The sequence below is a fragment of the Limosilactobacillus caecicola genome, from assembly GCF_943192935.1.
In the GTDB taxonomy this organism is placed as follows: Bacteria; Bacillota; Bacilli; order Lactobacillales; family Lactobacillaceae; genus Limosilactobacillus; species Limosilactobacillus caecicola.
On sequence record NZ_CALPCI010000004.1, the window covers coordinates 1 to 24,763 of the forward strand.

Below are 24,763 nucleotides of genomic sequence, written 5' to 3' on the forward strand. Positions count from 1 at the left end.
TCAGATGCAGATACCGAGTTCGATTCACTTGTACTTACTGAGTTAGATTCACTAGCACTTACCGAATTGGATTCAGAGGCGGATACTGAGTTGCTTTCTGATGCACTCACTGAGTTCGATTCAGATGCTGATACTGAATTGCTTTCTGATGCACTCACTGAGTTTGATTCACTAGCACTTACCGAATTCGATTCAGAAGCGCTGACGGAGTTTGATTCATAGGCAGATACCGAATTAGATTCACTAGCACTAACTGAATTGGATTCAGATGCAGATACCGAGTTCGATTCACTTGTACTTACTGAGTTAGATTCACTAGCACTTACCGAATTGGATTCAGAAGCTGATACCGAGTTGGATTCAGATGCACTGACCGAACTAGATTCGGAGGCCGATACTGAGTTGCTTTCTGAAGCACTCACTGAATTTGATTCGCTAGCACTAACTGAGTTCGATTCGGAGGCAGATACTGAATTACTTTCGGAAGCACTTACCGAATTGGATTCACTAGCACTTACAGAATTTGATTCAGATGCTGATACTGAATTGCTTTCAGAGGCACTTACCGAGTTACTTTCGGAAGCACTTACTGAGTTCGATTCACTAGCACTGACCGAATTGCTTTCAGAAGCGGATACCGAGTTTGATTCACTAGCACTGACTGAATTCGATTCAGATGCCGATACCGAATTCGATTCGCTGGCACTTACTGAGTTCGATTCAGAGGTAGATACTGAGTTGCTTTCAGAAGCAGATACCGAGTTAGATTCACTTGTACTTACTGAGTTAGATTCTGATGCGGATACCGAATTTGATTCACTAGCACTGACTGAATTCGATTCAGATGCTGATACTGAATTGCTTTCGGATGCGCTGATTGAGTTAGATTCGGAGGCACTCACTGAATTACTTTCTGATGCGCTGACTGAGTTCGATTCACTAGCACTAACTGAATTACTTTCAGAGGCACTTACCAAGTTTGATTCGAATGCTGATACTGAGTTGGATTCAGAGGTACTTACTGAATTCGATTCGGAAGCTGATACCGAATTGGATTCACTAGCACTAACTGAATTAGATTCGCTGGCACTGACTGAATTCGATTCAGAAGCAGATACCGAGTTCGATTCTGATGCACTTACCGAGTTACTTTCAGATGCGCTGACTGAGTTAGATTCACTAGCGCTTACTGAATTGCTTTCGGATACTGATACCGAATTAGATTCAGAAGCAGATACTGAGTTGCTTTCAGAGGCACTTACTGAATTCGATTCAGAGGCCGATACCGAGTTGCTTTCTGATGCGGATACCGAGTTAGATTCAGAAGCACTTACTGAATTAGATTCGGATGCAGATACAGATTCTGATGCAGAAACTGAGTTACTTTCGGACGCGCTGACCGAGTTCGATTCACTGGCACTGACTGAGTTCGATTCAGAAGCTGATACTGAGTTGCTTTCTGATGCACTTACTGAGTTAGATTCGGAGGCACTGACTGAATTGGATTCAGAAGCGCTTACGGAATTACTTTCAGATGCGGATACCGAGTTTGATTCAGAAGCACTTACGGAGTTCGATTCGGAGGCACTCACTGAGTTAGATTCGGAGACAGATACTGAGTTGCTTTCAGAGGCACTGACAGAATTCGATTCAGATGCGGATACCGAGTTAGATTCGGAAGCTGATACTGAATTGCTTTCGGATACTGATACCGAATTTGATTCAGAGGCTGATACTGAATTACTTTCAGAGGCACTTACGGAATTAGATTCGGATGCGGATACTGAATTGCTTCCTGAAGCACTTACTGAATTTGATTCACTAGCACTTACCGAATTGCTTTCAGAGGCGCTGACTGAGTTCGATTCAGATGCCGATACCGAATTCGATTCACTAGCACTCACTGAATTACTTTCAGAAGCACTTACCGAGTTTGATTCAGATGCGCTTACCGAGTTGGATTCGGAGACACTGACTGAATTGGATTCAGAAGTCGATACGGAATTCGATTCTGATGCTGAAACTGAGTTACTTTCGGACGCGCTGACCGAATTCGATTCTGATGCTGAAACAGAATTGCTTTCGGATGCGCTGACTGAGTTCGATTCCGATGCCGATACTGAATTGCTTTCGGAAGCACTTACTGAGTTAGATTCAGAGGCTGAAACTGAGTTGCTTTCTGATGCTGATACCGAGTTCGATTCGCTGGCACTCACTGAGTTAGATTCAGATGCGGATACCGAGTTACTTTCAGAAGCACTAGCTGAGTTTGATTCAGATGCGGATACCGAGTTAGATTCACTAGCACTGACGGAATTCGATTCACTGGCACTTACTGAATTAGATTCGGATGCGGATACCGAGTTACTTTCAGAGGCACTCACTGAGTTCGATTCGGAAGCACTTACCGAATTGGATTCAGAGGCGGATACCGAATTCGATTCGGAGGCACTTACTGAGTTTGATTCAGATGCAGATACCGAATTAGATTCACTAGCACTAACTGAATTGGATTCACTAGCACTCACTGAATTACTTTCAGACACACTTACCGAGTTGGATTCAGACGCAGATACTGAATTAGATTCAGAAGCACTTACGGAATTGGATTCGGAAGCAGATACTGAGTTAGATTCACTAGCGCTTACGGAATTGGATTCGGAGGCAGATACTGAATTGCTTTCTGAAGCACTCACTGAATTTGATTCAGAGGCGGATACCGAGTTACTTTCAGAGGCACTTACCGAGTTGGATTCGGAGACCGATACTGAGTTGCTTTCTGAAGCACTGACTGAGTTCGATTCAGAGGCCGATAATGAGTTGCTTTCAGAGGCACTTACTGAGTTCGATTCAGAGGCTGATACCGAGTTGCTTTCTGAAGCACTTACTGAGTTAGATTCGGAGGCGGATACCGAGTTTGATTCACTGGCACTGACTGAGTTCGATTCACTAGCACTTACGGAATTTGATTCAGATACGGATACCGAATTAGATTCACTGGCACTTACCGAGTTTGATTCAGATACGGATACTGAATTAGATTCACTGGCACTTACGGAATTGCTTTCGGAAGCAGATACTGAGTTAGATTCAGAAGCACTTACCGAGTTGGATTCGGAGGCAGATACTGAGTTGCTTTCAGAGGCACTTACGGAATTCGATTCGGATGTGCTTACTGAGTTTGATTCAGATGCGGATACCGAGTTCGATTCTGAAGCAGATACTGAGTTCGATTCACTAGCGCTTACAGAATTAGATTCAGATGCACTCACTGAGTTCGATTCTGATGCACTTACGGAATTTGATTCAGATGCAGATACTGAATTGCTTTCAGAGGCACTGACCGAGTTCGACTCAGAAGCACTTACTGAATTACTTTCAGAGGCACTGACCGAGTTCGACTCAGAAGCACTTACTGAATTACTTTCAGATGCGCTGACTGAGTTTGATTCAGATGCGGATACCGAATTGGATTCACTAGCACTGACGGAGTTCGATTCTGATGCACTTACCGAGTTGGATTCAGATGCGGATACTGAATTGCTTTCAGAGGCACTGACCGAGTTCGACTCAGAAGCACTTACTGAATTGGATTCGGATGCTGATACAGAATTCGATTCGCTTGCACTTACCGAATTGCTTTCAGAGACAGATACCGAATTAGATTCAGAGGCGGATACAGATTCTGATGCAGATACTGAATTGCTTTCAGAGGCACTTACCGAGTTGGATTCACTAGCACTCACTGAGTTAGATTCGGAGGCACTAACTGAATTACTTTCAGATGCGCTTACAGAATTAGATTCGGAAGCTGAAACTGAATTGGATTCAGATGCACTTACCGAGTTGGATTCTGAAGCACTCACTGAATTGGATTCGGAGGCAGATACTGAGTTGCTTTCAGATGCACTTACTGAATTAGATTCACTAGCACTCACTGAGTTGCTTTCAGATGCCGATACTGAGTTTGATTCGGATGCCGATACCGAGTTACTTTCAGAGGCACTCACTGAATTGGATTCAGATGCAGAAACGGAATTGCTTTCTGAAGCGCTGACCGAGTTAGATTCAGATGCGGATACCGAGTTCGATTCGCTGGCACTGACTGAGTTGCTTTCAGATGCACTTACGGAATTGCTTTCGGAAGCAGATACTGAGTTCGATTCAGAGGCACTTACCGAGTTTGATTCAGATGCTGATACTGAGTTCGATTCGGATGCGGATACCGAGTTGCTTTCAGAGGCACTCACTGAGTTCGATTCTGATGCAGATACCGAGTTGGATTCTGATGCCGAGACTGAATTACTTTCTGATGCGCTGACAGAATTCGATTCGCTTGCGCTTACCGAGTTTGATTCACTAGCGCTGACGGAATTTGATTCAGAAGCTGATACTGAATTGCTCTCTGAAGCACTGACCGAGTTAGATTCGGATGCACTCACTGAATTACTTTCAGAGGCACTTACCGAATTGGATTCACTGGCACTCACTGAGTTCGATTCACTAGCACTGACTGAATTCGATTCAGATGCGGATACTGAATTGCTTTCAGAGGCGCTGATTGAGTTAGATTCGGAGGCACTGACTGAATTTGATTCAGAAGCTGATACTGAATTGCTCTCTGAAGCACTTACCGAGTTGGATTCACTGGCACTTACTGAGTTGGATTCGGATGCGGATACCGAGTTACTTTCAGATGCACTCACTGAGTTCGATTCAGATGCGGATACTGAATTACTTTCGGATGCACTCACTGAATTTGATTCAGAAGCTGATACCGAGTTGCTTTCAGATGCACTTACCGAGTTAGATTCAGAAGCACTTACCGAATTCGATTCGGATGCACTCACTGAATTAGATTCAGATGCGGATACCGAGTTGGATTCGGAGGCACTCACTGAATTGGATTCTGAAGCACTTACCGAATTCGATTCAGATGCGGATACTGAATTGCTTTCTGATGCACTGACTGAATTCGATTCAGAGGCACTAACTGAATTACTTTCAGAGGCACTTACCGAGTTTGATTCGGAAGCACTGACTGAATTGGATTCAGAGGCGGATACCGAGTTACTTTCAGATGCGCTGACTGAGTTCGATTCGGAAGCACTCACTGAATTACTTTCAGATACGCTAACGGAGTTGGATTCACTTGCACTTACCGAATTGGATTCAGATGCTGATACTGAATTACTTTCAGAGGCACTGACGGAATTCGATTCGGAGGCGGATACTGAATTGCTTTCTGATGCGCTGACAGAATTCGATTCGCTTGCGCTTACCGAGTTGGATTCGGAGACACTGACTGAATTGGATTCAGAAGCCGATACGGAATTCGATTCGGATGCCGAGACTGAATTAGATTCACTAGCACTCACTGAGTTCGATTCTGAAGCTGATACCGAATTGGATTCAGAGGCACTTACCGAATTCGATTCACTAGCACTCACTGAATTACTTTCAGAGGCGCTGACTGAGTTCGATTCAGAGGCACTTACCGAGTTCGATTCGGATGCACTGACTGAATTTGATTCGCTTGCACTTACAGAATTCGATTCAGATGCGGATACCGAGTTAGATTCGGAAGCTGATACTGAGTTCGATTCACTAGCGCTTACTGAATTGCTTTCAGAGGCACTTACCGAATTAGATTCAGAGGCAGATACTGAGTTAGATTCACTGGCACTTACCGAGTTCGATTCAGATGCGGATACCGAGTTGCTTTCTGAAGCACTGACTGAGTTCGATTCAGAGGCACTTACCGAATTGCTTTCGGAAGCAGATACTGAGTTAGATTCACTAGCGCTTACGGAATTGGATTCGGAAGCTGATACTGAATTAGATTCACTAGCACTGACTGAATTACTTTCTGATGCACTTACCGAACTTGATTCAGATGCGGATACTGAATTACTTTCAGATGCACTGACTGAATTGCTCTCTGAAGCACTTACCGAGTTGGATTCGGAGGCAGATACCGAGTTACTTTCAGATGCACTCACTGAATTAGATTCACTAGCACTAACTGAATTGCTTTCAGATGCGGATACCGAGTTACTTTCTGAAGCACTGACCGAGTTAGATTCGGAGGTGCTTACTGAGTTTGATTCAGATGCAGATACAGAGTTCGATTCGCTTGCACTTACCGAATTCGATTCGCTGGCACTCACTGAGTTCGATTCGGAGGCGGATACCGAGTTTGATTCACTGGCACTTACCGAGTTTGATTCAGATGCAGATACTGAATTGCTTTCAGAGGCACTTACTGAATTCGATTCGGAAGCTGATACTGAATTACTTTCAGATGCAGATACTGAGTTAGATTCGGAGGCACTTACCGAGTTGCTTTCGGAAGCACTCACTGAATTGCTTTCGGATGCGGATACCGAGTTACTTTCGGATGCACTCACTGAGTTCGATTCAGATGCGGATACTGAATTACTTTCAGATGCACTGACTGAATTGCTCTCTGAAGCACTTACCGAGTTGGATTCGGAGGCAGATACTGAGTTGCTTTCAGAGGCACTTACTGAATTCGATTCGGAGGCACTGACGGAATTTGATTCAGAGGCGGATACCGAGTTACTTTCAGATGCACTCACTGAATTAGATTCACTAGCACTAACTGAATTGCTTTCAGATGCGGATACCGAGTTACTTTCTGAAGCACTGACTGAGTTAGATTCAGAGGCTGAAACTGAATTGCTTTCTGATGCACTCACTGAATTGGATTCAGAGGCAGAAACTGAGTTGCTTTCGGATACTGATACCGAATTTGATTCACTAGCGCTTACTGAATTGCTTTCTGATGCACTTACCGAGCTAGATTCGGAGGCGGATACCGAATTCGATTCAGAGGCTGATACTGAATTGCTTTCTGAAGCACTCACTGAATTAGATTCACTGGCACTTACTGAGTTTGATTCAGAGGCGGATACCGAGTTGCTTTCAGAAGTACTTACTGAGTTAGACTCGCTAGCACTAATGGAATTAGATCCCGATACCGATACAGAATTTGATTGTGAACCACTAACGGAATTAGATTCAGAGGCAGAAATGGAATTTGATCCACTAACACTAGCTGAATTAGATTGACTAATACTGATAGAACCCGATTGAGCTACCGAAGCTGAATTGCTTTGTGAACCTGAAATTGAGTTAAAGGCCGATGCAGATACAGACTGAGATGCTGACGTGGATTCAGAAACAACTGTTGACCCTTGATAAACTACAGTACTAGTTGAGCCACCATTTTGTTCAGAACGAAGTTGACTATTCAAACTTTCCTGATTATTCATTGATGTAGATTCACTGGAAAGTGTGCTTGCAATTTCACTCAAACTAATACTTTGGCTGATCCATGTAGTGTCATCGGAAGAATCCTTTGCAGCGTTCAGAGAACTCAATAATGTTTGATAATCACTTACAGCCTGGGCAAGCGATGTTGATGCACTAGTTGAGCCTGCCACTTCTGCGGCAGAATTGGAAGTTCCCGTCACCTCTGCAGTGTTACCCTCGAACGTATCATCTGCGTGAGTGAAGACTGAACTGGTCTGTCCATTGTTAACTTGAATATTTGTATTATCTAGACTAACGGTAATTGTAGAATCCGAGCTATTAGTTTGTGGATTATATGCAAATACCAGTCCATTGTCGCTGGTTTGGTGATTTAAAGTTACGATCTTAGGGTCGTTAATTTCAACTACCGTGCCCTGAACGTATGAACGAATGTTAGCAGCACCAGTTGAATTAGCATTCATGGTGACCGTAGCTCCAGGGTCAATGGTTACGGTCGCAGTATCACTTTTCCCGATTGTGTATGATGAATTTTTTTCTTGGTAATAACTACTATCTGCCCGCAAAAGGATGTTAGCATCGCTGGAATATGGGCTACTGCTCTCGATCGTTAAATTAACAACCGCATTTTTACCAATTTCAATGGTATTTAATTGGTTACTTGCAACATTACCTGTCGAACTTTTATCAGTGGAATTCAGAGCAATGTTAAAATGCCCCGCACTCATCGTCACTTGAGCACCTTCACCAATTGAGACAATGTTATCAGGATGATCTCCATCCCCTTGTTCAAGCAACACATTACCAACAGTGGCACCAGTCATCGTTACACTAGAATTATCTTGAACAGTAAAGGTATGCCCAGCAATATAACCGGAGTCACCCTTAGCGACATAGTTATAATGAGCGACCCCCCCACCATCAATGGTAACATTGGAACCAGATAAAATAGTCAAACCATGACTAACATAAAGTTGTATTTTGTTATTACCGTTAACACCGAACCATCCAGTCGTTACTTTACCACCAGTCTGATTGATATATGAGTCAACAGCAATTATGCTTGTGTTTCCACTAAGGGCAACCCGGTTAGTGGTACTATACGCGGTCCCTGTTTGAGAGAAAATTGCTGTTCCAGCATAAATGGTGGTATTATTCAGGACTAAATTATAATCAGGACTCTCTGAAGAACCGGTATTATACAGATTAAATGCACCTGTAGATGAGCTAGCATAAATTGTAAGATCATTTACATTTACCTGACCAGAGCCGGATTCATATACTTGGATCTGAAAGCCATTAAACCAGATAGTATGGCCATTACCATTAATAGTAAGGTTCCGCGTGACTTTAACACTACTGGTCATCGTAAAGTCAGATTCAATTTCAATAGTATCAATGCTAGAATCATTCAGTGCCTTAGTAAATTCAGCGGCCGTACTTACATAAGCAGTGGATGTTGAAGTTGAAGTCGTTGCTAATGTGGTTGACAATAACGCAGTCATCTGACTCGTTGTCAACTCGGTCGAAGTATTAGTAGCTGAATCAACAACACTTAATGAAGCTTGTGCGTTCGTCGAAATCATTGAAGTTCCATCAGTGCTGCTAGTGGTACTACTATCTGTGGATGATGAGTTGGAACCACTCATACTGCCTGAAATAGAACCACTAGTACTCTGTGAATCTGAACCACTGGTACTTTGAGATTGGCTACCGGAAGTTGAAGTCGATGAGGAAGAACTAGTGCTAGTCGAAGAGCTACTCGTGCTTTGACTATCGGAAGCATTGCTATCAGAAGTCGACGTACTAGTAGAAGTCGTGCTAGTACTTACTGAACCCACAGTGGCAGACCCTTGGTTATTTACGATAGTATCAGCTTTAACAACCGTCGATGGAGTCACTCCAGCAGTAAGTCCAACCCCTAGAACTGTCGCCAAGGCGGCCATCCCTTTTAGGTACGCCTCCGATGTTGTTTTCCCTTTATCAGACAATGCATCGGGATCTACAAATTGTTCAGGACGGACCTCTTCTTTACGGGCAAAAGAAAAAATCTTAAAGAAGCGCGTTAAACAGCTAACCCACCCCTGGTGAGTTTTATACATTTTGACTCTGCTTTGATCTTCTTCACGATTGAATTTTCTTCTACCTAGCATAAAATCAGCCTCCAATAATCGATTTAAGCAATCGTTGTTATCGGGATAAATTTTATCTAACGACCGCTTATTTTTCTACCTAGCATCAAATCGTCATCCCACAAGTGACATCAATATATTCAAGAACGTACACTGCTCATCATACATTTAATTAACGTTTTATTTTTTTGCCAGCGATGAGCACTAGCGTTTATAAAATGCTAATTATAGGAATGATGTGCAACGTCTAAATGACGTTGTTTTGTCAAAAAAACATAACTAAACATAACTAAAATCAATGCCGCTTCCATTTAATATTGATACTATGATCAACTATTACCAGGCTAATGTCAACGCTATTTAATAAAAAATATTAGATATAAAAAAAGCAATAGCAGAAAAACTGCTATTGCTCTGATACTTTACTAAAAAATTATATAATCTAAAAATTATATAATTGAGGACAACATGACTAATAAGACGACCAAAAAGATAAAAATCATGAAAATTCGTTGAAAACTAAATGTCTTTGGTTGCTTCACATACGGTTTTCGTTTTTCTTTTTCGACCTTATGAAGCCGGTCTACCGCATGCTGTTCGACCAGTGTTTTTTTATTTGAGTTCATCAGCAATCTCCCCAAATACTTTTTGATAATCTGCTGTCGTGACATCACTCGCTTCTTGCCGTTGCGTATCAACCAATTGCTTCATCAACTTTGGTTGAACCAGGGCACTGAGGATCTTTTGCGCCATTGCCTTGTAGTCGTTGGAATCATAGACGTTCGCCGTTGCCACCAAGTCTGGTTGGTGAATCGTATCCTTAAAGCCCAGAATCAGCATGTTGCGTTCAAAGGCTCCCCGGACAGCGTCAAAGATCTCATTGCCATGATTGATGTCGAGATAAACATCACAATTATCCACCAACTGTTGAGTTTGCTGCTTAGTGACCACTGGATAGAGGTCCACATTCTCATAGTCCTGGAAGGCCATAAGTTTACTCGACATCTCCGTAATAGCCGCAATATTAAAGTGCACATTTGGCAATAATTTAACTAGCTCTTCAAGGTGTTCTACCTGATCACTGTTGGTAAAGGTTAACGCGTTCGGCCGCATCTCGTTGCCCCGTGGGTGTGGATAGATAAAGCCCAAGTATTGGACATCCACATTCCCGGTATCCTCTGGCAAAAATTCACTCCGTCGTTGCCAGTCTAGGTAACGTTCAAACACGATATGCTTAACCCGTGAATCATTCTCCATGACAAACTTCATGTTGCCCGGCAATTCATTCCCCAGCTTTTCATGCCAAAAAATGGTGTCCGTGCCGCTCTTTGGCAACCGTAATGACACCGCAAGGGACCGGTTCAAGGTATTGATAAATAAATGATCAAGTTGGTAGTGTTGATCCTGGAGAAAATAACTCACAAAATCAACGTAACTACCAAAGTGCCGGGACTCATAGCCAGCATGAAGGAAGACATCGTCCGCGATCATATTCCACACAATCACGATCCGTCCCCGGTTGTCAAAAAATTGACGCAAAGCGGCCCGGCCGGATTCATAAATCGTCTTAGCGAACCGTTGCCCATGACGATCGTAGTGATCGACCCAGGCAATTTGACCAGCATCATTGAGCCAGTGAACCTCCTTCACTAACCGCGAATTGTCAGTAGCGCTGTAGACCATCGTTGCCCGGAGTTTATCGATGTCATAAACCTTTCCCTCGTTACCAGTAGATTCAACCCGCCAAAATTTTGGAAATTGGAGTTGGTCGAAGTACATTGGTTTCCGGTTACCACCAAGTTTGCAGTAATACTTAATCGGTGAATCGACTTCGTCAGGCAAATAGCCATCGTCATACATTACGACCGTCGGGATCTTAAACTTGGCAATCATTTCTGAACGCAATAAGTCCAATGATGGTCGATCTAGATTTTCAAATAAATTAAGCATTTGCCAAATCCCCCAATACTTTTTGCCAACGTTTTGCCACATTCTTCGTCAGGTACGGTTCTGCCAACTCGTAAGAGTGCTGACTAAATTGCTCCCAAGCTTGGTCATTTTGGAACAGCTTGATGATTGCTTTACCCAGTGCCTCATACTTCTTTTGATCCGTCCAGTTTTCATCATATGGCAATAAATAACCATTCCGGCCGTCATCAATAAAGGTTTGATTACCATATGGTACATCAAAGCCAATCATTGGCAAACCAGCGCCCACTGCTTCCAGCAGACTCAAGCCAAATCCTTCACTAGTCGACGCCGCAGCATAGGCAGCATACTTTGGATAGATCTCTTTAAGGTCATGCTGCCCTTTTAAATGGATGTAGTCTTCAGCATGGTGCTTTTTAATCAAATCCGCCAGCCGTTTACCTTCTGGACCCTGACCATAAATATCGAGTGAAACGTCGTCGACCTGATCATGGGCGTAAATGACCGCCTTCACCAGCCAGTCAATATGCTTTTCCGGTGCCAACCGTGAGGCCGTAATGATGGAGTGCGGCTGACGTGGCTGGTCAGACTTGGACAATTCCACGAGGCTCCCCACCGGGATGACATCAATCCGTGGGTTGGCGTGCCGATAATGCTTTTGCTGCTCCGCCAACACTTCCTTTTGCTTTTCCGTTGCCACGATAAAGGAAGCAATCTCGTCAGTATGGGTAAACTGGTATTCATAAAAGTTATTCCACAGAATATTTTGCTGGTTAGTAAAGTGACGGTCGTAATGGTCGGCATGGACCACAATCACCAATTTAGCAGGCCGGTGGTATTCAAAGACCAACTGACCGTTATTTAATTGTTTGTCTTCATCCGACCGATCCAGGATCACGACATCGCGCTCATTGAAATTCAACCGTTTCAGCATTTCCTCATACAATTCATTCTTAGAGTAAAAAATTCGTTGATCAGGAAATTCAAACATTTCCTTGCCGTGATCCAAGTATTGGCGGTAAGCGATGCTACCGTCCTCGTTATAAAATTCGCGATAAATCACATGGTTGTTCTTTTCCTCACCAGAGTAAAAGTCACTGGCGTACTTGACGTAAGAATAGAAATCACGCTTGACTAACCGGTTGTTTGACAAGAAAGTGACCTGATCAATCGTTTGCTGATCTTTATCATGAAGCCGTGCCGCAACCAGTAGTTGTTCATCAGGAATGGTGTACTGAATTTCCTTGCCATCACTCAGGACTTGCTCCTTGTGGTCACGGTTAGCCAAATTTAGACCCTTTTTCCATTGTTCCAGTGGGTAGGAGGATGGGGCGATTTTGACATCAGTAAAGAAATTGTAGAGCCAAATAATTTGATCGTCAGTGAAGCCGATATTTTTGGTCAAATCTTCGATATTATTGGCCAAAATCATATCGGAAAAAATAAACTTTGCGGGAATTCCCAATGAGCGTAGTAACTGAGACCGGTAAGCCTGAGCATACTCGACCCCACTGCTGGCCCAACCGATTCCTAGATTGATATTGTAAATCGTGATCAACAACCTCCATTCTAGTTAAAAGAAACAATCAATTGATTCTTATCATTGATCGAAATTGTGCTTAAAAGTAACTTATCGACGGCTTCCATCTTCGCCTTGCGCAGCATTGTTTGGTAAGCGTCAAAGGCCCGGACATTGTAGACATAGCCAGAGTCACGCCCGGCCATCCCCCAAGACCCAACGTAGGATCGCAAGGTCGTGAGAAAGTCGACCTGGTCAGTCCACATTACGTCTAAAGCAGCAAGCAGACTCGTCCGGTAAAATTGGTTCAACTGTTCGCTATTAATGAGCTGTTTAGCCTTTTGCTGCAGGATCTGCTTACTGAACTGTTGGAGATAACGATGGATGGCTTCCTTACCTTGCAGATCAGCAGGAATTTGCTGGACATCATATGAGAAATGATTATTAATTAGCAATTTCAGATCATGCGGTGTCCAGTTCGGCTTTTCGGCTAAGTAGTAGTCAATCCCCTGCATCAACCATTTCCCCACAAATTCCTCTAAGTGGGGTGTCTCGATGATCGAATTACGCATATCATAAAAGGCTTGCCGTTGTAGCCGCAAGGTCACTTCAAACTTATTCGTTTGCGAACGTTGCTGCTCGTCAGCACTCGCCACCCGATTCTTTAACATCCACATGCTGAATTTAATCCGGGGATTATGGATTTGGGTGATGTGGTGGCCACGACGTTTGCGGGCCACCTGGTGCCGATAATAATCACGCAACCGCTTCGTTGCGGACTTTGTCACAAAGTCATCTTCCAAGGAGACGTAAAATTTGCTGGTTCCGGGATCGCCTTGCCGACCAGCCCGGCCGGCTAATTGGAGTTTGACCCGCTCAGGCAGCATTTCGGTACCGATAACCGCCAGGCCGCCCTTTTCGCGCACCTCTTCAGCAATCTTGATGTCGGTTCCCCGACCAGCCATGTTCGTAGCCACCGTGACCGCCCCTTCTTGACCAGCATCCGCGACCATCGCCGCTTCACGACTTTCGTTAAAGGCATTTAAAACGTTGTGGACAATCCCTTGGTTCAGCAACAATTCAGAAATTATTTCTGAATTTTCTACCGAACCAGCAACTAAGAGCACCGGCCGCCCTTCGTTATGAAGGCGGACCGTCTCACCAATGGCGTCCATTAATTTATCCGATGTTGTGAGGTAGAGTTTATCTGGATAATCCTTCCGAATCACCGGCTTGTTGGTCGGAATCTGAATAACCCGCATGTTATAGGTATTGATAAACTCAGTTTCATCCACCTTCGCCGTCCCACTCATACCAGCGATCTTATTAAACATGCCAAACAAACTGGGGAACGTCACCGAGGCCGCCGTCTTCCGGACAAACGTCAGATCGACGTGTTCCTTCTCTTCCGTCGCTTGGTGGATCCCACTGCTGACTTGGACCCCTTTGAGGAGCCGTCCGTTAGTTTCGTCCAGGAGCACGACCTTCCCGTCTTGAACAACGTAATCGTGACCACGTTTCATAAAGTAGTGCGCCTGTAAAGCTAACATCATGTGCCGGTACAGTTCCCGGTATTGCAAATCAAACAGGTTGTCAATTCTGAAATACTTTTGGGTCTTTTGAATTCCGTGGTAGGTTAACCAAACTGCTCGCTCGCGCTGATTGACCCGGTAATCCAATTCTGGCACCAGCTGCATAATAAACTGATCCGTCAGGTGGTACAGGTTGGAACGGACTCGGGGAGCACTGGCCACGACAAATGGTGATTGGGCACTATCTAGCAGGACCGCATCCACTTCATCAATCAAGGCATAGTTAAATGGTCTCAAATATTGATCCTCTTTATTTCCCGCCAAGTTGTTAAACAGGTAGTCAAAGGCCAGACCACTGGAGGTCACGTAGGTGATGTCACATGCGTACCAGCCCCGTTTTTCCTTCGCTGAAACTGGTGTTTTTTGCTTGTCTGTCGACTTGCGAAAGGCAGTGCTGACCGTGAGCCCAAGCCATTCGTAGACTGGAGCTAAGTTGGTTTCATCCCGCTCGGCCAAATAATCGTTTGGGGTCACGAGGAGCGCCCCCTTACCAGAAAGTGCATTTAAGTATAGCGGCATGGTGGCGGTCAGGGTTTTTCCTTCCCCCGTCTTCATTTCCGCAATATTTCCGTCATTTAAGACGATGGCCCCCATGACTTGGACATCATACGGATACAGGCCGAGAATCCGGTAATCGGCCTCCCGGACAGTCGCGTAGGCCTGGGGTAAGATTTTTTCTAAGCTGGCCCCGGCCTTTAGTTGTGCCCGTAATTGTGCTGTTTGACCCTGCAATTCTTCATCACTCATCTTGCGCATCACTGGAGCAAGGCGGTTGACTTGGTGAAGAACGCGACGCAGCCGTTGTTTTTCGATTTGATCTTGAATTAACAAATCATCACTTCCTCCATTCGTGATTGATGGTTTTTCCAATTTGTGACCAATTTGGTGCCATTACATCTGGTGAATACCAGCTTGGCACCTCAAATGGCCAGGCCTCACATCCCTCTACCGGTGCCGCCTGAGCAGAACTGGCAATGAGTCCTTTACTCCCCGGATACTTCTGGAGGAGCGTAATTACTGTCTCATCAAGGCTCGGATCAGAGCTGACCAGGTGGAGTTGATCAGCCCCTTGTTGTTCAGCCAATTCACTCACCAGATCAACCACGTTTTGCCGGTTTTGCCAGCTAATACTGATGACCTGCATGGGCATTTTCGTCAGGTGCTGCACGGCTTCCGGATCATAACGCCGGGATTGTTTACCTTCTTTGACCAAAATGTAGTTACCTTGGGCAGGATAGTCTGCGTTTGCTTGTGGATAGACCACCACATCGTTATTAACATCCTTCGGTAAATTAGCTTCGCAAATGTCGATTCTGTCAAAATGTACGTCTGTAAAGCCTGCATTGATAATCTCAATTGAATATGACGCCGTTCCTGCCGGAAAAACGAAGTCACTGACCGGGGACCGAAAGTCCTTGCGTTTCAGTTCCGTCCCTTGTAAATCACGGAAAATGAGGCGGATTAAATAGGTCTGGTCAGGTACAGAAGTGATGCCCACGACAATCCGGTAATGGTAGTTCACCTTCAATAATGGGAGCTGCGGAACCATCTTTGACCCCTGGTAGTTGTAGACCGAATCCCAGACAATAATTGGTTTTCCGGGGGTCATTAACAAGTTGTGAAAGTCGACACTCTGGTCGCGATGCAACTTCAAGTGAGTCCCATTAGTCAAAATATTATTATCAATCCAGTAAATATGATTAATGGTGGTTGACTTTTTCATTGCTCATTAATACTCCCTTCCAAAATCATGTTGCATCACGTATGCGAGGCAGCCAGCAAACCAGTAGTTAATGCTGGGGTCATCGTTGTGGTGCCCTGGAAAGCCCTTAATGACAAATTCACGGGCCTTGGCAACCGCCGGACTCTTTTGAAAATGACTAATGGCCTGGTTGTCATAATCATCGTCGATCATGTAACCAACAAACAGCCGCGTCTTGGAAAGATCACATTGGTCAAATTCAGCCCAAAAATCTTCATCCAATTTATCCAGGTTTTCATAGTCCAACTGCGGAATAAGCTGGTTATCAACGTCATAAATCGTTTCAAAGCCGTATGGTCGCTCTAACCGGCCCCGCTTAGCAATCAATCCTAGGTTCGTCAGTGGCTTAGCCACCATGATGGCGTAGGCTCCCAACTGGGCACCTAACTTAATTGCTGGATAGGTCCCCATGGAAATCCCATTCATAATTAACTGTGACCGGTCAAAACCGAGTTGATCTAGATAATGGCAAATGGTTTCCTTGATTTTACTTTCAATGTAATCATTGGTATAGAATTGACCAACTTCAAGTCGCATATCAGTCACGAGGATCGCCGGTGATTTCATTCCCCGAAACATCGGGTACGCTTCAAAACCTTCCAGGCTCCGAGCTCCAGAGAAATAGACGTTCAATGGTGGCCGTAAATCACCTGGATTGAAGTAGATGGCGACATCTTCCCGCTTTTCGGGATCCACAATCCGCTGACCACCAGCGAGAAATTCGCCATTCCCCTCACGGCCCCACCGGGAGTGCAGGGTTCCAAGGCGAACCTCACCATGGCCCTTCACTTCTAGACAGACCGAGACGTACCGTGGATAGTCGACAAACTCAATCGGCAGTTGGACCTCATCTAATGAATCCAAATTAATCGTGAATGAATCGTTGGGATCACCATCACCACCAGTTGCTTGGATAAAGAGGCGCAAACGGACTTCAACGCCCTGAGCTTGGTACTCCAGCCAAAAGTTGATAAGCCGGTTCGGGTCCAAATAAATGTTGGACTTGTACGTCCCCACGTTCATCCAGCGGTCAGGAGTATCGATTTGCATATTGATATGACCAGCATCCGTCATTTCATAAGATTGGAGGCGGGACAAGATTGGCCGGAAATTAACCGGCGAAATCCGGAGTCCAGATTGTCCCCAAAAATACCGTCTTGGTAAATTGGCAATAATGGTGGTTGGATCATCCGTAGTGCGGAATGCTGCCTGCATTTCCAGAAAGGCTTCGGCGGCAGCCGTCAATTGATCATCAGTGGTCGTACAAATGACGTTGTAGGGATCAACTAGCCACTGCAGCTTTTGCCAATCCTGGTCACTCATGGAATTTTTGCCCGTCACAATGACTACGTTATAACCATGTTTTTTCTTCGGTGGAAAGGAATTAAATTCCCACTTCATATCCTTTGGCATTTCATATTGTTCAGCCCAATTTTGCGGACCAATTTGTAAAACATTCAAATTTTACACCTCATTTGTCAATATTCTTTCCCATTGTTCACGAATATTGTCTTCAGAATACTGATTCAAGACTTGAACGTTGTAAACGAGTGATTCGTTCCAATGCTTCAAAGTATCTAAGTAATAAGCGATCCCATCCCTAAGTTCATCAAAGTTCTGGCAAATAATTCCGTTTTGATGATCTTGGACTTCTTCACTAGTGAAGTTTTGCAAAATTGGAATCCCGACACTCACTGCGGCAATTGTCGTAAACGGATCTGGTTGGCCCCACATAATTAATAAACGAATTTTATCCAAAAACGTTAATACCTGCATGTTTGAAACTAACCGCGTCTGTTTAATCGTCAGTAACGGCGGAATGTCTGCCTCATCGATTTTGTTTTCTCCCGGGTCGATTTCATTCGGTGAAAGGATAAACTCTCCGTCATGGTCCTTGCGGAACTGTTGAAAGACCTCATTGACCATTCCGGCCTTGTCCGGCGAATATGTAAAGATATACATTCCTTCATCAGTCGGGTGATCTAGCAACCGTGGGTAAATTAATTCCATCGTTTGCCGTAAATCCGCCCGTTCCATGTGCTCTGCAAAAATGGCCACCCGCTGCTCCGAAACCCGTTGGCTGTGGCCCAGCTTAAATTGGGATTGGAAGAGCGGCAAGACTTGAATTCGACAGTCATCTGGAACTTGTTGTTGAACTGTCTGAGCGGTTCGTTTAGTGTCAGTCAAAATAATTCCGGTACGAACCTGTTGAATCGCATTAATGTATGGATGCCAGTTACTAGCGGAGTAAATTGGCTCCTGATCAGTAAAATCCGTTAATGAGTACTTGGCCTCATCATCTAAGGTCACGATCAGACGGTCATCCTGGTGGAGTGTCGTTAGAAAGTGTTGATTAATGACTTCATCAATTAGTGACTGAAGATTGGCGTATTGATTGTGCTGACAAAAATCATTGACCGCCGCGTTAATCGTCACCCTTCCGTCCTGCTTGCTTACTTTAAAGCGCCAGACACCAGCGGAACTAAAGTAGGTCATCTCATCAGGAGATTCTTGACGAGAAATAAAGCCGCGGCTATCAAAGAGCAATTGGGTATTCTGGTCCGGACCCGCCAAATAGTTAATGCTAAGCATTTTTCCTTGAACATCAAAGGTGACCTGCGCGTAAGGTTTGTCATCCACAATTACAAAAATTCTGAAGTTAGTGAAGTCAAAATACGCGTCCTCTGGCCAAGGGAAATCCATGTAATCGACCACCTGGCCGTCTAACCCTTCAATCCCTTGTAAGTAATCAAAAACCGCAAAATAGTCATCCGGCATCAGCGACATTTGACTGAGTTTGGTAGTAATCTGCGGTTGGTAATCCGTAATCAGGACACCCGTCTTTTCACCACCGTCTTGGAGGGTACGGACATGACTAGCCGCATCATCAAACCGTAAGTGTGGTGTACTGTAGGACCAATCAATTTGTAAATCGTGCCATGCTGGTACTAAATAATTCAATTATCTCGCGCCCTTTCCTGATTCATTACTTTCGTGTACTTCCGTGGGAATAGCATCGTAATTAAGCTATCACGAATTCCACCCATAATCATGACGATCATCACGATGTTCATCGGGATCACCGTCAGCATTGCAAATTTACCCAGGAACAAGCTTCCCATCATTCCAAAGACAACCTGCAGCGTGTTTAAAATGGCGCCGGGTAAACATACTAACCACATTATCTTAGTTAGCCAGCGCTGGGTTGGCTTTCCTGGACGAATTCCTGGAATGTAGGTATCACTGTTCCGGAACGCCCGCGCCTGTTGTTTCGGACTGAATTGAACAAATGAGAAGAAATAGAAGAGGGCAAAACAAATCACACCACTCAGGAAAGCATCAAAGCGTGTATTGGCAAAGATTGATTTCGGACCGAAGACTTGCGCCAAAAAGGTCGGCATGACCAATAGTGCCATCCCAACCATGTACATCATCATTGCCCCCATGTTGAGGCCAAGTGGAATGATGACCGGCTTTTCCTTGCTTGATAACCCAACTTGGATCGTTTCAATTGGATAATAAGCCCGACTAAAGGCAATCCAGAAGACCATCAACGCAAACGCCCCGATCAGCAAGAGGGCCAGCCAAAGGTAGACATTGGGTAATTTCATAATTTGCCGGACTGCCCGAGAAATCATCGGCACGGAACCAGCAACGATGTTGTAAAGAATCATCGCGACCGTTCCACCAATACCAAATTTCATATTCATAAAGCCCAGCCAGGTTACAAACATGGCTCCGGCAGTCAAAATAATGATCACGGAAATCATTTGAAAGAGTGTCTTAGTCAGATGCAAACCAAGCGTAAACGTTGTGGCTTGAATCACCGCTAAGACAAGGGTTAAAACTTGCTGCACAATGTTCATTTGTGACATTGAGAGGGCATCAAAACCAAAGAGACCCGTAAGCATTAGTAGCTGCATAAACAGCATCGCAATCATGAGGGGGTTCAAGCCGATCATAAATAGCGATGTATGCTGAAAGTTAGCCCCACTAAAGGCACTCAGTAAAGTAATTGAGCTATTTTGGAGGAGGTGCGCAAAGTGATGCGTAATTTTGGCATATGGTAACGGAACGTTGGAGCCCAGCGTATATACGAAGAGAATTAGCATCGTAAAGCGGGCGCGCTTTAATACATTCTTGAGTTGAGATGTCTTTCTCATGAATTTGAATGCTCCTTCATAATTTTTACCGTAAATTCCGGTTTACTCTATCGAATGATAACATATCTGTGATAATATAAAAACGTGTTATTAATAGTAATTTTTTATCATTTCCTGATTTTTCAATACTATCAGGTTTTTATACTAAATTTAATCACTTAAATTAGACAGTAGTATACTTATGGATAATAATACAGCAATTTATCATAAAGGGGAATTTATAATGTCCGACCAATTCGTTTTTGCACTCTCTGGTGATTATGGTTATATCAACCAAATCGAAACCACCGCTAAATCTATCTTTTACTACCATCACAATGCAAAAATTTACATTATTAATAAAGACATCCCACAAGAGTGGTTTGGTAATATCAATAACCGTATTCGGGCGATTGGGGGGCAATTAGTCAACGTCAAATTAGACGGAAATATGCTAAGTGACGAACATGTTTCCCAACCCCAAATCAATGAAATGTCTTACGGGCGGATCATGATTCCTGATTTGATCCCCGAAGACCGGGTCTTATACCTCGACAGTGACATCGTGGTTGATCATGAGCTTAGTGAATTATTCAACCTGGATCTAGGTGATGCACCGATTGCGGCAGTCCCAGATTTACTGTATGATGGCAATTTCAATTCAGGAGTTCTCCTATTTAACATGCCAAAATTAAAGGAAAATCCCCACATCGTTCAGGAAATGCTTGAAGCTGGGAATAATGACCAACTTGCCGAAGGTGATCAATCCGTTCTGAATGCATTTTTTGACGATACCTATTATCACCTACCGTTAAAGTACAATTACGCCATTGGTTACGATTTCCTCTGTCAATACTACCCGGCCTACGATCACGATTATTTTAAGAAGACTGCTGAAACGGTGGGACAAATTATCCACTTCACTAGTCCAACGAAACCATGGGAACAATTCTCCTTTGGTCGAGACCGTAATAAATGGTGGCAGTACCATGATCTAGAATGGAGTGAAATTTGTGCTTCAGCACCGTTACCAGCCATCTTTGATTACCAAGAAGTTGGTCAACTCCTCATCCACACCAATAGCGAAAACGTGGAAGCAATCGAACAATTAGTGACTGCCCTGCCAAATTGGACCTTTAACGTCGTGGCGTGGACTAATACTGGTGACCACCTCAACCGTTTAATCAAGTACCAAAACTTCCACCTTTACCCATCCGCTGTTCATCCCGTAACGGACAAATTAATTGAGCAGGCAGCCGCCTACCTCGATATTAACTATGGTGCCAAGGACAATGACTTCATTAAAAAGTTCCAGGCCACTGGCAAACCGATCTTGTCCTTTGACGACGTCAATTCGGATGTCAAAGAGGCGATTAACTACCAAAGTTTTCCAAGCAATGATGTCCAAACGATGATTATGACAATCCAGAATTTACGGGAGAACTAATTATGCGTGCATATATTACTAATATCAACGGAATCGGGGGAACTGCCCAGACAGCACAAAACATGATCGCTGATATCGCAGAAAAATATTTTGGCATCCGTCCGATGGGAATTTACCACTACGATTGGCCACAAGAGCCCGCTGAAGTGCGTGATGGTCGGATGGACGGGATCATTGCCCCCTTACAAGCCAATGACCTGGTTATCCTCCAGATGCCAACCTGGCAACCAAACGAATGGACCCAAGCCCTGCTAAATCATATGGCCCTTTATGGGGTACATGTGATCATCTTCATTCACGACATTATGTCCCAAATGGTACCTGAATGGGCCGACCAACTCGCCGGTGAAATTGGGGTCTACAACCGGGCCGAACTCATTATTACCCACTCCCAACAGATGCTGGATTTCTTACATGACCATGGTTTAACAGTTAAAAAGACGGCGATTCTTGGGATTATGGACCACCCAACCAAAATGGACCTAGGCCCACTCCCAACGTATCAGCCAGTGATGACATACGCTGGTCCCAATGACCCAAAGGCAGCGTTCATCCAAGCCTGGGATTCGAATGACGTTAAATTGCGTATTTACGACCAACCTCATGACTGGGGTAAGGACAAAAATATCGACTTTATTGGCTGGCACGAAGACGCCGAACTATTAATTGATTTGCGGCGAAATGCTGGGTTCGGTCTTGTCTGGTCAGACGTCCCGTATTGGAATAACTACATGAAGATGAACAGTTCCTTTAAGCTCAGCACATACTTGGCGGCGGGAATCCCCGTGATTGCTAAACCAACCTTGACCCAGGCCCAAATGATCAAGGATCATCATCTGGGAATCCTAGCCAACGATATGCACGATGCACAGCAACAGGTTCTTGCGATGAGTCCTGAAGAATACCATCAAATGGTTGTGGACATCGATCGATTTGCTACAAACATTCGGGAAGGCAATTACACGAAACGGGCCTTCACTAATGCCTTTTACAAGTTGTTTAACAACTAAGGTGACATAATTATGGAAACTTACATTACAAATTTACACGGTGTCGCAAACGACAACCAAGAAGCACAAAACATCGTTACGAATATCGCTTGTAACGACTTAAATTACCGGGAATTCGGTATTTATCGTTACAACTGGGATGGCGAACCTGACGACATTTTAGATAACCGGATTGATGGGATCATTGCTTCCTTAGCAAAGGATGATACGGTCATCATGCAATTCCCCGCATCTAATAATCAGCGCTGGGACAACCGGTTCATTGACCATCTGAATGCCTATCAAGCCAACATCATCATTTTAATTCAGGACCTTCCTTCACAACGGGGACGGCAAGATAAACAATTATTGCAGGAAGAAATTCAGCTTTTCAACCGTGCTGATGCCGTGATTGCCCCTAGTCAGCAAATGCTGGATTTTCTCATCCAAAATGGCCTGACGATTACCAACACCACCACGTTGGAACTCTTTGACTTTCCAGCCCAAATTAATTCCAACCGGAAACCGGCTTTTCAACAAACCGTGAATTACTGGGGACCTAACCCGCACCAAGATGATTTTCGCAAGTGGTCTTCTCAGGAAGTCAACTTGCAAATTTTTGCCAAGCCATCTGACTGGGGCGCTCACCAAAACGTTACCTTCACCAACCACTTTGTTGGCCAAGAGCTAGCCGACAACTTACATAATGCTGGTGGTTTTGGTCTCCTTTGGGAAACCCATCCTGCTTGGCAACGGGATTACACTTATAATCCCACTTTAGCGTTAAGTGTCTATTTATCAGCAGGGTTACCGGTGATCGTTCCGGCTAATCTCTCATGTGTAGAACTAATCAAGGCCAACCATCTCGGCGTAGTTGTAAATTCGTTCGCTGAAATCCCAAAAATCGTGCAAAAAATGAGTGATGACGACTACACCAGCTTACTCAATGCAGTGGATCAATATGCCGTATTGATTAGAAATGGCTGGTTAACTAAGCGGGCCCTGATTCGAACAGTTTTTAATTTGTTTGCTTAAAGCGAAAGGAATGCGTTATGGCCACAATTTCAGTTATTATTCCAGTCTATAATTGTGCTCCCTACCTTGAACGGTGTTTGGATAGCGTCGTCAATCAGAGTTTTCGGGATTTAGAAATTATCCTGGTGAATGATGGATCGACGGACAATTCTTTAGCAATTTGCCAACAATACCGGGCTCAGGACCAACGAATTAAAGTGATTGCCATAGCGAATCAAGGAGTATCGGCGGCCCGTAATACCGGTGTTAAAATCGCCAGTGCGGAACTGATTACTTTCATTGATTCCGATGACTGGTTTAGCAATTCTAATGCCATTCAAACCCTCTATGACACAATGACACAAACCGGCGCTGAGATTGTGGTTGGTAACTTTGATGAGTTTAATGAAGCTGACAATAGTTACCACCTCTTTACCCATTCGAACCAGGTCCAATGTCTAACACCTCATGAATGGTTTCAAAACGAATATGCGGGACAAAACAACCTCAGCCAGTGTTTTTCAACTCCCTGGGCCAAATTATATCCAAAAAAGGTTCTGACCAAGTGTCCTTACCCTGAAGGCATGGTTGATGAAGATGACTTAACAAATTGGAAATTATATTTACAAGCCAACCAGATCGCCTTTATTGATACTGCAGTCTATGTCTACCGGAATAACCGCAAGAGTAGTATCACCAGTTCGACAAATTGGGCGCGGCTCTTCTCCCTCCCGGCAATGGACCAGCGAATTACAATGGAACAAGCGATCGGCTTCCAAGATATCATCGAACAAAACCGAAACGCGGTCGCCTGGCGGATGGCCATTCACTACAATAACGCCCTCCAAATTGGAGAAACCGCCAATTATAAAAATGCCCGGCTCAAACAACAAATTATCGATAAGTATCACCACTAATTACTAATCCACGGTAAAGATAGG

The 24,763-nt window shown here is 44.3% G+C and carries 13 protein-coding genes and 2 pseudogenes; 6 read left to right on the forward strand and 9 right to left on the reverse strand.

Annotated features, from left to right (window positions below):
• Together NFR43_RS06405 and NFR43_RS06410 are read left to right on the forward strand one after the other, a co-directional pair.
• Positions 1 to 222 (forward strand): annotated as a pseudogene (locus tag NFR43_RS06405) (MSCRAMM family adhesin SdrC); the annotation flags it as partial.
• Between the two features lie 36 nt (positions 223 to 258).
• The gene (locus NFR43_RS06410; protein WP_251547613.1) at positions 259 to 7,095 is read left to right on the forward strand and encodes a hypothetical protein; all 6,837 of its coding nucleotides are present in this window, start codon (positions 259 to 261) and stop codon (positions 7,093 to 7,095) included.
• A gap of 2,123 nt (positions 7,096 to 9,218) precedes the next feature.
• On the opposite strand, the pseudogene NFR43_RS08580 reads toward NFR43_RS06410, so the two are convergent.
• The 9 genes and pseudogenes from NFR43_RS08580 to secY2 all read right to left on the reverse strand — a co-directional run.
• A pseudogene (locus NFR43_RS08580) lies at positions 9,219 to 9,449 on the reverse strand (serine-rich glycoprotein adhesin); the annotation flags it as partial.
• A gap of 428 nt (positions 9,450 to 9,877) precedes the next feature.
• Positions 9,878 to 10,054 (reverse strand): hypothetical protein, encoded by a 177-nt coding sequence (locus NFR43_RS06415; protein ID WP_251547615.1) that lies wholly within the window; start codon positions 10,052 to 10,054, stop codon positions 9,878 to 9,880.
• On the reverse strand, positions 10,041 to 11,378 hold the full coding sequence (gene gtfB, locus NFR43_RS06420; protein ID WP_251547617.1) for an accessory Sec system glycosylation chaperone GtfB: 1,338 nt from the start codon (positions 11,376 to 11,378) through the stop codon (positions 10,041 to 10,043). Before gtfB ends, NFR43_RS06415 begins: the two co-directional genes overlap by 14 nt.
• The gene (gene gtfA, locus NFR43_RS06425) at positions 11,371 to 12,912 is read right to left on the reverse strand and encodes an accessory Sec system glycosyltransferase GtfA (protein ID WP_251547827.1); all 1,542 of its coding nucleotides are present in this window, start codon (positions 12,910 to 12,912) and stop codon (positions 11,371 to 11,373) included. The genes gtfB and gtfA overlap by 8 nt, the downstream gene beginning before the upstream one ends.
• A 14-nt stretch (positions 12,913 to 12,926) precedes the next feature.
• Positions 12,927 to 15,299, reverse strand: coding sequence for an accessory Sec system translocase SecA2 (gene secA2, locus NFR43_RS06430; RefSeq protein WP_251547619.1), 2,373 nt, complete (start codon positions 15,297 to 15,299; stop codon positions 12,927 to 12,929).
• A 4-nt stretch (positions 15,300 to 15,303) separates the two neighbouring features.
• Entirely contained in the window at positions 15,304 to 16,191 is an 888-nt protein-coding gene (gene asp3 / locus NFR43_RS06435; protein ID WP_251547621.1) for an accessory Sec system protein Asp3, read from the reverse strand.
• A gap of 6 nt (positions 16,192 to 16,197) precedes the next feature.
• Positions 16,198 to 17,691, reverse strand: coding sequence for an accessory Sec system protein Asp2 (gene asp2 / locus NFR43_RS06440; RefSeq protein ID WP_251547623.1), 1,494 nt, complete (start codon positions 17,689 to 17,691; stop codon positions 16,198 to 16,200).
• A gap of 3 nt (positions 17,692 to 17,694) precedes the next feature.
• The gene (asp1, locus tag NFR43_RS06445; RefSeq protein WP_251547625.1) at positions 17,695 to 19,191 is read right to left on the reverse strand and encodes an accessory Sec system protein Asp1; all 1,497 of its coding nucleotides are present in this window, start codon (positions 19,189 to 19,191) and stop codon (positions 17,695 to 17,697) included.
• On the reverse strand, positions 19,188 to 20,393 hold the full coding sequence (secY2, locus tag NFR43_RS06450) for an accessory Sec system protein translocase subunit SecY2 (protein WP_251547627.1): 1,206 nt from the start codon (positions 20,391 to 20,393) through the stop codon (positions 19,188 to 19,190). The genes asp1 and secY2 overlap by 4 nt, the downstream gene beginning before the upstream one ends.
• Positions 20,394 to 20,616: 223 nt before the next feature.
• Between secY2 and NFR43_RS06455 the strand changes: the two genes are divergently transcribed.
• Genes NFR43_RS06455 through NFR43_RS06470 form a run of 4 tightly spaced genes read left to right on the forward strand, consistent with a single transcriptional unit; the run spans position 20,617 to position 24,739 of the window.
• Entirely contained in the window at positions 20,617 to 21,819 is a 1,203-nt protein-coding gene (locus tag NFR43_RS06455) for a glycosyltransferase family 8 protein (protein ID WP_251547628.1), read from the forward strand.
• 2 nt (positions 21,820 to 21,821) lie between these two features.
• Positions 21,822 to 22,829, forward strand: coding sequence for a beta-1,6-galactofuranosyltransferase (locus NFR43_RS06460; RefSeq protein ID WP_251547629.1), 1,008 nt, complete (start codon positions 21,822 to 21,824; stop codon positions 22,827 to 22,829).
• Between the two features lie 12 nt (positions 22,830 to 22,841).
• Complete coding sequence (locus NFR43_RS06465; protein WP_251547630.1) at positions 22,842 to 23,843, forward strand: hypothetical protein; 1,002 nt, start codon at positions 22,842 to 22,844, stop codon at positions 23,841 to 23,843.
• Between the two features lie 17 nt (positions 23,844 to 23,860).
• Positions 23,861 to 24,739, forward strand: coding sequence for a glycosyltransferase family 2 protein (locus NFR43_RS06470; RefSeq protein ID WP_251547631.1), 879 nt, complete (start codon positions 23,861 to 23,863; stop codon positions 24,737 to 24,739).
• Positions 24,740 to 24,763: the final 24 nt, after the last annotated feature.

What these genes read in the sequence shown, in the direction of transcription:
- gtfB (WP_251547617.1), bottom strand. Translation starts at nt 11,378, where the DNA reads ATGCTTAATTTATTTGAAAATCTAGATCGACCATCATTGGACTTATTG.
- NFR43_RS06460 (WP_251547629.1), top strand. Translation starts at nt 21,822, where the DNA reads ATGCGTGCATATATTACTAATATCAACGGAATCGGGGGAACTGCCCAG.
- NFR43_RS06470 (WP_251547631.1), top strand. Translation starts at nt 23,861, where the DNA reads ATGGCCACAATTTCAGTTATTATTCCAGTCTATAATTGTGCTCCCTAC.
- NFR43_RS06455 (WP_251547628.1), top strand. Translation starts at nt 20,617, where the DNA reads ATGTCCGACCAATTCGTTTTTGCACTCTCTGGTGATTATGGTTATATC.
- NFR43_RS06465 (WP_251547630.1), top strand. Translation starts at nt 22,842, where the DNA reads ATGGAAACTTACATTACAAATTTACACGGTGTCGCAAACGACAACCAA.
- secY2 (WP_251547627.1), bottom strand. Translation starts at nt 20,393, where the DNA reads ATGAGAAAGACATCTCAACTCAAGAATGTATTAAAGCGCGCCCGCTTT.
- asp3 (WP_251547621.1), bottom strand. Translation starts at nt 16,191, where the DNA reads ATGAAAAAGTCAACCACCATTAATCATATTTACTGGATTGATAATAAT.
- NFR43_RS06415 (WP_251547615.1), bottom strand. Translation starts at nt 10,054, where the DNA reads ATGAACTCAAATAAAAAAACACTGGTCGAACAGCATGCGGTAGACCGG.